The 8,648-nt window shown below is 37.2% G+C and carries 7 protein-coding genes; all 7 read left to right on the forward strand.

Annotated elements, in window-relative coordinates; genetic code table 11:
* The first annotated feature begins 6 nt into the window (after positions 1-6).
* The 7 genes from RZ79_RS01575 to lysS all read left to right on the forward strand — a co-directional run bounded on the left by RZ79_RS01575 (position 7) and on the right by lysS (position 8,197).
* Positions 7-465 (forward strand): S1 domain-containing RNA-binding protein, encoded by a 459-nt coding sequence (locus RZ79_RS01575; protein WP_041152424.1) that lies wholly within the window; start codon positions 7-9, stop codon positions 463-465.
* A 79-nt stretch (positions 466-544) separates the two neighbouring features.
* Positions 545-1,912 (forward strand): tRNA lysidine(34) synthetase TilS, encoded by a 1,368-nt coding sequence (gene tilS / locus RZ79_RS01580; RefSeq protein ID WP_054449718.1) that lies wholly within the window; start codon positions 545-547, stop codon positions 1,910-1,912.
* A 21-nt stretch (positions 1,913-1,933) separates the two neighbouring features.
* Positions 1,934-2,476: a hypoxanthine phosphoribosyltransferase gene (hpt, locus tag RZ79_RS01585; protein ID WP_053795167.1), complete on the forward strand. Its 543-nt coding sequence runs from the start codon at positions 1,934-1,936 to the stop codon at positions 2,474-2,476.
* A gap of 117 nt (positions 2,477-2,593) precedes the next feature.
* A complete protein-coding gene (gene ftsH, locus RZ79_RS01590; protein WP_054449719.1) occupies positions 2,594-4,582 on the forward strand; it encodes an ATP-dependent zinc metalloprotease FtsH in 1,989 nt (662 codons plus the stop codon).
* Between the two features lie 65 nt (positions 4,583-4,647).
* Positions 4,648-5,538: an Hsp33 family molecular chaperone HslO gene (hslO, locus tag RZ79_RS01595; protein ID WP_054449720.1), complete on the forward strand. Its 891-nt coding sequence runs from the start codon at positions 4,648-4,650 to the stop codon at positions 5,536-5,538.
* A gap of 75 nt (positions 5,539-5,613) precedes the next feature.
* Positions 5,614-6,624 (forward strand): tRNA dihydrouridine synthase DusB, encoded by a 1,011-nt coding sequence (dusB, locus tag RZ79_RS01600; protein WP_054449721.1) that lies wholly within the window; start codon positions 5,614-5,616, stop codon positions 6,622-6,624.
* A 64-nt stretch (positions 6,625-6,688) separates the two neighbouring features.
* A complete protein-coding gene (gene lysS, locus RZ79_RS01605; protein WP_034532490.1) occupies positions 6,689-8,197 on the forward strand; it encodes a lysine--tRNA ligase in 1,509 nt (502 codons plus the stop codon).
* Positions 8,198-8,648 lie beyond the last annotated feature (451 nt).

An 8,648-nucleotide genomic window follows, 5' to 3' on the forward strand; every position in this document is an offset into this window, starting at 1 on the left:
TTTTTTATGGCAATTGAAGTTGGAGCAAAAGTTTCCGGCAAAGTATCAGGAATCACTAATTTTGGTGCTTTTGTTGATCTAGGCGAACACAAAACAGGACTGGTTCACATTAGTGAAATTTCTGATGGCTATATCAAAGATATCAAAGATGTATTAAAAGTTGGCGATGACGTTAAAGTTAAGGTTCTAAGTGTTGGTGACGATGGTAAGATTGCTTTATCAATCAGAAAAGCAGTTGATAAACCTGCCGAACCACAAAGAAGAGAACAACCAAAGATGGCCCATGGACATTCAAATCATGGTAAGTTTGGTGATAACCGTCATCACAATGATAACCATAAAAATAACAAGGCTAGTTTCGATGACTTAATGGACAGTTTCCTAAAGGAAAGTGAAAGCAGACTAGCTACAATCAAGAAAAATACTGAAGGTAAGCGTGGAGGCCGTGGCGGTCGCCGTAGTTAACCAAATAAAAAATGATTGGGGTAGATTACCTTAATCATTTTATTTTTACCAAAAATGTGACTAAAAGGGGACGGTATTAATGCCGGAACAAAATATTACCCAGCAAAAATTTAATCGATTGATTGAGAGCAAAAATTGGTTTAACCAGTCAGACTCTGTGGTTGTCGCGGTATCAGCTGGTGTCGATTCAATGGCTTTGCTTAACCTAATGATGCACTTGCCAAAGAAGAGCAGACCCAAAATTATCGTTGCTCACGTTAACCACCACCTAAGAGCACAAAGTGCTGAAGAAGAACAATATATCAGAGACTTCTGTCAAAGCCATAGCGTTAAAATTGAAGTTGGTAACTGGGAAGAACAGTTCCATCCAAGTAATGGAATTGAGATGGCGGCTAGAAAATATAGGTATGATTTTTTTTCAAAGGTAGTTAAAGACACTAATTCACGTATATTATTAACAGCACATCATGCCAATGACCAAGCTGAGACAGTCTTGATGAGATTAATTCGTGGATCGTTTGTAAAGGATCTAGTCGGGATTAAGGAAAGTCGAAAGTTTGATGATGGCCGATTGATTCGTCCACTACTGGGGTTTAGCAAAGAAGAACTAACACAATACATGCAAACTTTATCAATCAAATGGTATGAAGATGACACTAATCAAAAACTAGACGTCACTAGAAACCGAATTAGACATCGTTTGATTCCACTTATCGAAGCAGAGAACAATCGTGGAATTGAACATGTGAATGATTTTTCCTACCAATTAAATTCAATGAAGAAACAAAATGATTTCTTCTTTGAGAAGTTAGCAAAAGATATCAGCGTTGATACCAACATTTTTGAGTTAGGTTCATTCTTGAGGCTACCCAAATACGTTCAAAGTGGCTTAATTGATTATCTAATTGATCAAGAGGTAGTTGATGGCTTAAACGTCGACATCGTTAATCAGGTGACTTCACTACTTAATAATGATGAAAAGCCACAGGGTGTTGTTGAGTTATCGAACAATTTGAGCATAAAAAAGGAATATGACAAATTTTTAATCGAAAATATCAATCAAAACCAAATAACTGGATTTAAAAACGATTATTTTGTGGTAACATTGAATAAATGGTATTTTGAAGATGATATCCAGTGGATGATTACGGATAATTCCGAAGTTTCATATGATGGAACAAGAAGAGTTTCTCGTTTTAATCTTTTGGATTCAGAATTCCCATTGATTGTACAAAAGACGCAAAATCGTGATAGAATAACGCTTAAAAATGGTGGCCATCAAACGGCTAAGCGACTGTTTATTAACAAAAAGATACCTGTTTATAAAAGACAATCTGCTAATAGTTTGATGACTGATCAGGGAAGGCTGTTAGCCATTTTAGGCTACAGTGAATCTGTATCTATCGATAACTCTAACGCTAGAGTTTATACATTAATCATTAAATAAAGTATGTGGAAGGAGAAACTAATGAACAACGACATTCTAAAAACCTTATATAGTAAGGAAGACATCACAGATGCTTGTCGCAGATTAGGTCAACAAATTACAACTGATTACAAAGACAGAAAACCAGTAGTAGTTGGTGTATTGAAAGGTGCTATTTTCTTCATGACAGATATTGTCAGAGAAATGGACCTATACATGGACATCGATTTTATTGACGTTTCAAGCTACCATGGAGGTACTGCATCAAGCGGAACCATTGAATTAATGAAAGATATTGATGTGGATGTTAACGGTAGGGATGTTATTTTCATTGAAGATATTATCGATACTGGTAGAACATTGAAATATTTAGAAGACCTATTAGCTGAACGTGGTGCTAAATCAATTAAGGTATGTACTTTAATGGACAAGCCTGAAGGAAGAGTAGTTGAAGCCAAAGCTGATTACGTTGGTCTAGAAGTACCAAACGAATTCGTGGTTGGATATGGTTTAGATTACCAAGGCAAGTATCGTAACCTTCCATATGTTGGAGTATTAAAACCAGAGATTTATTCAGACAAATAAATGGTTAATTCTTCTGAAAAATGATAATATATGCTTCGTGTAATGTATTGAAAAATTGGCGGGTCTCACCATGTTATTTTTAATACATAAACAAGCATTGAACACAGGAGGCAATTGATGCGTAATAACAATAATAAAGGATTATTCAAGAACAGCCTGTTCTACATAGTGTGCTTCTTGATTGTCTTGGGAGTTACTTTCTTTGTCACATCAAAGAACGGCCAACCTCAAAACAAAGAATTACAATCTAGTCAGTTTGTTCAAGAACTAAAAGATAACAAAATCAAGAGTTTTTCAATTCAACCAGAAAATGGTGTTTACACAGTTTCTGGTGAATACAGAAAGGCCCAAAGCGTTAAATCAAATAATTCTGGTAGCATTTTATTCAGTAATACCAAGAGTGAAACTAAGGTTTCATCATTCAAGACTAAGGTTTTGAAGAACAACGGTACTATTAATGAAATTACAAACTACGCTAAGAAGAATAACGTTAAGATGGGTGCCAAGGCTGCTGACACTGACGGCGGTTTCTGGTCAAATCTAATATTCTCATTACTACCAATGCTAATCATTATCATTTTCTTCTTCGTTATGATGAACCAAATGGGTGGTAAGAATGGTAGCAAGGGCGGCATTATGGGTGTTGGTAAGTCAAAGGCTAAACCAACCAAGAGTGATGTTCGTTTCACAGACGTTGCTGGTGAAGAAGAAGAAAAGCAAGAACTTGTTGAAATTGTTGAATTCTTAAAGGATCCAAAGAAATTCACCAAGTTAGGTGCTAAGATTCCTCATGGTGTCCTATTAGAAGGACCTCCAGGAACTGGTAAAACTTTACTAGCTAAAGCCGTATCCGGTGAAGCTGGTGTTCCATTCTATTCAATTTCAGGTTCTGATTTCGTTGAAATGTTTGTTGGTGTAGGGGCTAGTCGTGTTCGTGACTTATTCACACAGGCTAAAAAAGAAGCTCCAGCAATTATCTTCATTGATGAAATTGATGCTGTTGGTAGAAAACGTGGTAACGGAATGGGCGGTGGCCATGATGAAAGAGAACAAACATTGAACCAACTATTGGTTGAAATGGATGGATTCTCAGGTAATGATGGTGTTATCGTAATTGCCGCAACTAACCGTGCTGACGTATTGGATCCTGCCTTGACTCGTCCAGGTCGTTTTGACCGTAAGGTGCTAGTTGGTAGACCAGACGTTAAGGGTAGAGAAGCAATCTTAAAGGTACATGTTAAGAACAAGCCAATCGCTGATAACGTTGACTTGCATGAAATTGCTAAACAAACTCCAGGTTTTGTTGGTGCCGATTTGGCTAACTTGTTAAACGAAGCTGCTTTATTAGCTGCTAGAAGAAACAAGTCTGAAATTGGTCCATCAGAATTGGATGAAGCTGAAGACCGTGTAATTGCTGGTCCAGCTAAGAAAGATAAAGTTGTTAGTCAAAAAGAACAAAACATTGTTGCCAACCACGAAGCTGGTCACACAATTGTTGGTTTAGTTCTAAACGATGCTCGTGTAGTTCACAAGGTTACTATCGTTCCTCGTGGACGTGCCGGCGGATACGCAATTATGCTTCCAAGAGAAGATCAACAATTGCTATCTAAGAAGAACGCAATGGAACAACTTGCTGGTCTAATGGGTGGTAGAACTGCCGAAGAAATTATCTTTGACTCATTGTCTTCAGGTGCTTCTAATGATTTCGAACAAGCTACTAACTTAGCTCGTGCTATGGTTACTCAATATGGTATGAGTGAAAAGTTGGGAACTGTTCAATTGGAAAGTCCAAACGATGACCCATACGCAAGAAGATATTCTGAAAAGACTGCTTCAGTTATCGATGAAGAAGTAAGAAGATTAATTGATGAAGCTCATGGTCAAGCTCATGATATTATTGAACAACACCGTGAACAACATAAGGTAATCGCTGACGCATTGCTTAAGTACGAAACATTAGACGAAAAGGAAATCTTGAGTCTATACCGTACTGGTAAGATGCCAGAAGAAAACCCTTCAAGTGATAACGAAGATGCTTCTTTTGAAGAAAGCAAAGAACAACTAGAACAAAAAGAAAATCAACATCAAGATAATGATGAAGACTAACTAATAGAGCGTGGGTTGAATTTATTTGACTCACGCTTTTTTAGGTGATTATGGAGGAATAAAAAATGGCAGACTATTTAACAAAGAGCGTCACTAAAGACGGTATGTTTAGAGCATACGCAATGGAAGCTACTGGCGTAGTTGACGAAGCACAAAAAGATCATAGAACATGGCCTGTATCTTCAGCGGTATTAGGGCGTTCATTGGTAGCTAGTTTATTATTAGCTACATCAGTATTAAAGGGTAAGGAAACAATGACTGTGAAGGTATTGGGTGATGGTCCTGCCGGTCCAGTATTGGTTGACGTAGACGCAAATGGTCACGTTAAGGGATACATTCACAATCCACATGTTGATTTACCATTAAACAAACACCACAAACTAGATGTCGGTGGTGCTGTTGGACAAGGTAGCCTAGAAGTAATGAAGAATCTAGGTGGTGATGAACCATACGTAAGTAACGTTCAACTAGTTTCAGGTGAAATTGGTGATGACTTTACTTTCTACCTAGCACAATCAGAACAAATTCCATCAGCTGTTGGGGTATCTGTATATGTAAACGAAGATGGAACCATTGGTGCTGCCGGTGGATACTTAATTCAAGTACTTCCAGGCGCATCAGATGATGCAATCAGCAAACTAGAAGAACGTTTAAAGTCAATTCCAATGATTTCAGAACTATTCCTATCAAAACAAAAGCCAGAAGATATCTTGAAACTAATCTTTGGTGAAGACAACATCGATATTCTACAAAACATGCCTGTAGAATTTAAGTGTGACTGTTCAAAAGAAAAGTTCGGTGAAAAGATTGCCGGTTTAAACGATAAGGAAATCCAAGCCATGATTGACGAAGACCATGGAGCAAAGGTTATCTGTAACTTCTGTGAAACCGAATATAACTACAGCGAAGACGACTTGAGAGCATTGTTGTCTGATAATCAAGATTCAAAAGAATAGTAAGTATGCAGTTTTAATTTTAGTGTGATATTATATTTATCATGCTAAACGTGTTTAATATTGAGGTGAATATAAATGGAATGGAAAATCGGAGATGTTACAATCCCCAATCAAGTAGTTGTTGCTCCAATGGCTGGGGTTACTAACACTGCGTTTAGAATGATTTGTAAAGAATCAGGAGCTGGACTTGTTGTCTGTGAAATGATTTCTGATCGTGGTTTAATGCACAAGAACAAGAAGACTCTAAGTATGTTGGATATTGATCCAAAGGAACACCCAATGAGTATTCAAATTTTTGGTGGTACTAAGGAAACCCTTGTCGAAGGAGCTAAGTTTATCGACCAAGAAACCGATGCCGATATCATTGATATCAACATGGGGTGCCCAGTAAACAAGGTTATTAAGACTGATGCCGGCTCAAAATGGTTATTGGATCCTAATAAGGTATACGAAATGGTTTCATATGTTACAGACGCTGTTAAGAAACCAGTTACTGTTAAGATGAGAACTGGATGGGATGAAGACCACGTATACGCAGTTCAAAACGCATTGATGGCAGAAAAGGCCGGTGCCTCAGCGATTGCAATGCACGGTAGAACTAGAAAACAAATGTACACTGGTAGCGCCGACTGGGATGTTTTAAAACAAGTTGCTGATGCTTTAACAATTCCATTTATGGGTAATGGGGATGTTAGAACTCCTCAAGAAGCAAAGAAGATGTTAGACGAAGTTGGAGCAGACGCCGTAATGATTGGTCGTGCCGCTGAAGGTAACCCATGGATGCTACAACAAACAAGACACTACCTAGAAACTGGTGAACTATTGAAGGAACCAACAGTTGATGAAAAGATTGCAACTGCTAAGGAACATCTACATCGTTTAGTAGGTGTGAAGGGTGACTTCACAGGTCCTCGTGAATTTAGAGGACAAGCTGCATACTATCTAAAGGGTATTTCTCACTCAGCTAGAGCTAAGGTAGCTTTAAACAATGCAGAAAGTGAGCAAGAAATGGACGATATTTTCGACAATTTCCTTGAAAAGACTCATAAAAGAGCAGCAAAAAATGCGGATTTAAGTGAAATGTAATTTTTTAAATTATTTTATGGTATTATGTTAATATAAAATAATTTATTCTGATGGAGGTTTTACTGTGGCACAAGAAAAGCAAATGAATGACCAATTGCGAGTTCGTCGCCAAAAGATGAATGAATTACGAGAAGAAGGGGTCGACCCATTCGGTAGCCGTTTTGAACGTACTCATTTAGCTAAACAATTACACGATAAGTACAACGATAGTACTAAAGAAGAACTAGAGGAAGAAAATCTAAAAGTTGTTATCGCTGGACGTATGGTTGCAAAACGTGGAAAAGGTAAAGTAGGTTTTGGTGATTTACAAGATCGTACCGGTAGAATTCAACTATACGTAAGAAAAGATGAAGTAGGTGAAGACAACTACCATTTCTTCAAGCGCGCCGACTTAGGTGACCACTTAGGTATCGAAGGTGAACTAATTAAGACAGACATGGGTGAATTAACCGTTAAGGCTACCCATGTAACTTTCTTATCAAAGGCTTTGCGTCCATTGCCAGACAAGTACCATGGTCTACAAAACAAGGAACAAAAATACCGTCAAAGATATCTTGATTTGATTTCAAACCGTGATAGTTTTGACCGTTTCCAAAAACGTAGCAAAATTATTTCTGCAATCAGAAACTACCTTGACAACGAAATGGATTGTACTGAAGTAGAAACACCTGTACTACACAACCAAGCTGGTGGTGCTAGTGCACGTCCATTTATTACTCACCACAATGCATTAGACATCGACTTATACCTACGTATCGCACTAGAACTACACTTAAAACGTTTAATTGTTGGTGGTATGGAACGAGTATACGAAATCGGTCGTGTATTTAGAAATGAAGGTATGGATCAAAACCATAACCCAGAATTTACTGAATTAGAATCATACATTGCGTACTTTGACTTCCATGATGTTATGGATGAAACTGAAGGTATTTTCAAGGCAGCTGCTAAGGTTGTTACTGATAACGGTATTATTAACTACCGTGGTGAAGAAGTAGACTTTAACAAGCCATTCGAACGTTTACACATGGTAGACGCAATTAAAGAATTTACTGGAATTGATTTCTGGAAAGAAATGAGTCTAGAAGAAGCTAGAAAACTTGCTGACAAGAACAACATTGAATACCAAGATTTCTGGACTGTTGGCCATATTATCAACGAATTCTTCGAAGAAAAGGTTCAACCAGAAATTAAGAACCCAACATTTATCTACGGTCACCCAGTAGAAATCTCACCATTAGCTAAGAAGAACGCTGATGATCCAAGATTTACCGATCGTTTCGAACTATATGTTGAAGGTATGGAATATGCTAACGCATTCTCTGAATTAAATGATCCAATCGATCAAAAGGAAAGATTCCAAGCTCAAGCTGCTGAAAAGGCTAACGGTAACGATGAAGCACAACCAGTCGACTTAGACTACGTTGAAGCTCTAGAATACGGTATGCCACCAACAGGGGGACTAGGCATTGGTATTGACCGTCTAGTTATGTTATTAACCGACGCTGAATCAATCAGAGATGTTCTACTATTCCCAACAATGAGACCAGAAGATAACTCAGAACAAGACTAAGATCTACAATTAAGCGTAGAGAATTGATTAATTTCAATTCTTTACGCTTTTTTTGTTGAAAGTGGTTGACGATGTTCCACAAACTTGATAATATATTAAATGTTGTTTGAAAGACGAACAGCTCAAAAAAATAAATATAAAAAGTTATTGACATAACAACGATTACATGGCATAATATTTATTGTTGTCGTTAAGGGATAACGTTAATAAATTTGATTATTTAAAAAAAGTTGTTGACATTGTTTCACAACTTTGATATAATTAAGAAGTCGTAATTTAGACATATAAATGGTAGATCTTTGAAAACTGAACAAGATTGATAATCGATGATGTGTAAGGAACTTACAACTTGGTTGTAAGAATTAAACATTGCGAAGTCAATTCGCTTATAAAATAACAATTTATTCAGAAGAGCTAAGTTAAGCTTTTCATCTTAAGATGAGAGTTTGAT

It is taken from the genome of Apilactobacillus kunkeei DSM 12361 = ATCC 700308 (genome assembly GCF_001281265.1).
Taxonomy (GTDB): Bacteria; Bacillota; Bacilli; order Lactobacillales; family Lactobacillaceae; genus Apilactobacillus; species Apilactobacillus kunkeei.

Coding starts and splice junctions, on each gene's coding strand:
- RZ79_RS01575 (WP_041152424.1), top strand. CDS start 7: ATGGCAATTGAAGTTGGAGCAAAAGTTTCCGGCAAAGTATCAGGAATC.
- tilS (WP_054449718.1), top strand. CDS start 545: ATGCCGGAACAAAATATTACCCAGCAAAAATTTAATCGATTGATTGAG.
- hpt (WP_053795167.1), top strand. CDS start 1,934: ATGAACAACGACATTCTAAAAACCTTATATAGTAAGGAAGACATCACA.
- ftsH (WP_054449719.1), top strand. CDS start 2,594: ATGCGTAATAACAATAATAAAGGATTATTCAAGAACAGCCTGTTCTAC.
- hslO (WP_054449720.1), top strand. CDS start 4,648: ATGGCAGACTATTTAACAAAGAGCGTCACTAAAGACGGTATGTTTAGA.
- dusB (WP_054449721.1), top strand. CDS start 5,614: ATGGAATGGAAAATCGGAGATGTTACAATCCCCAATCAAGTAGTTGTT.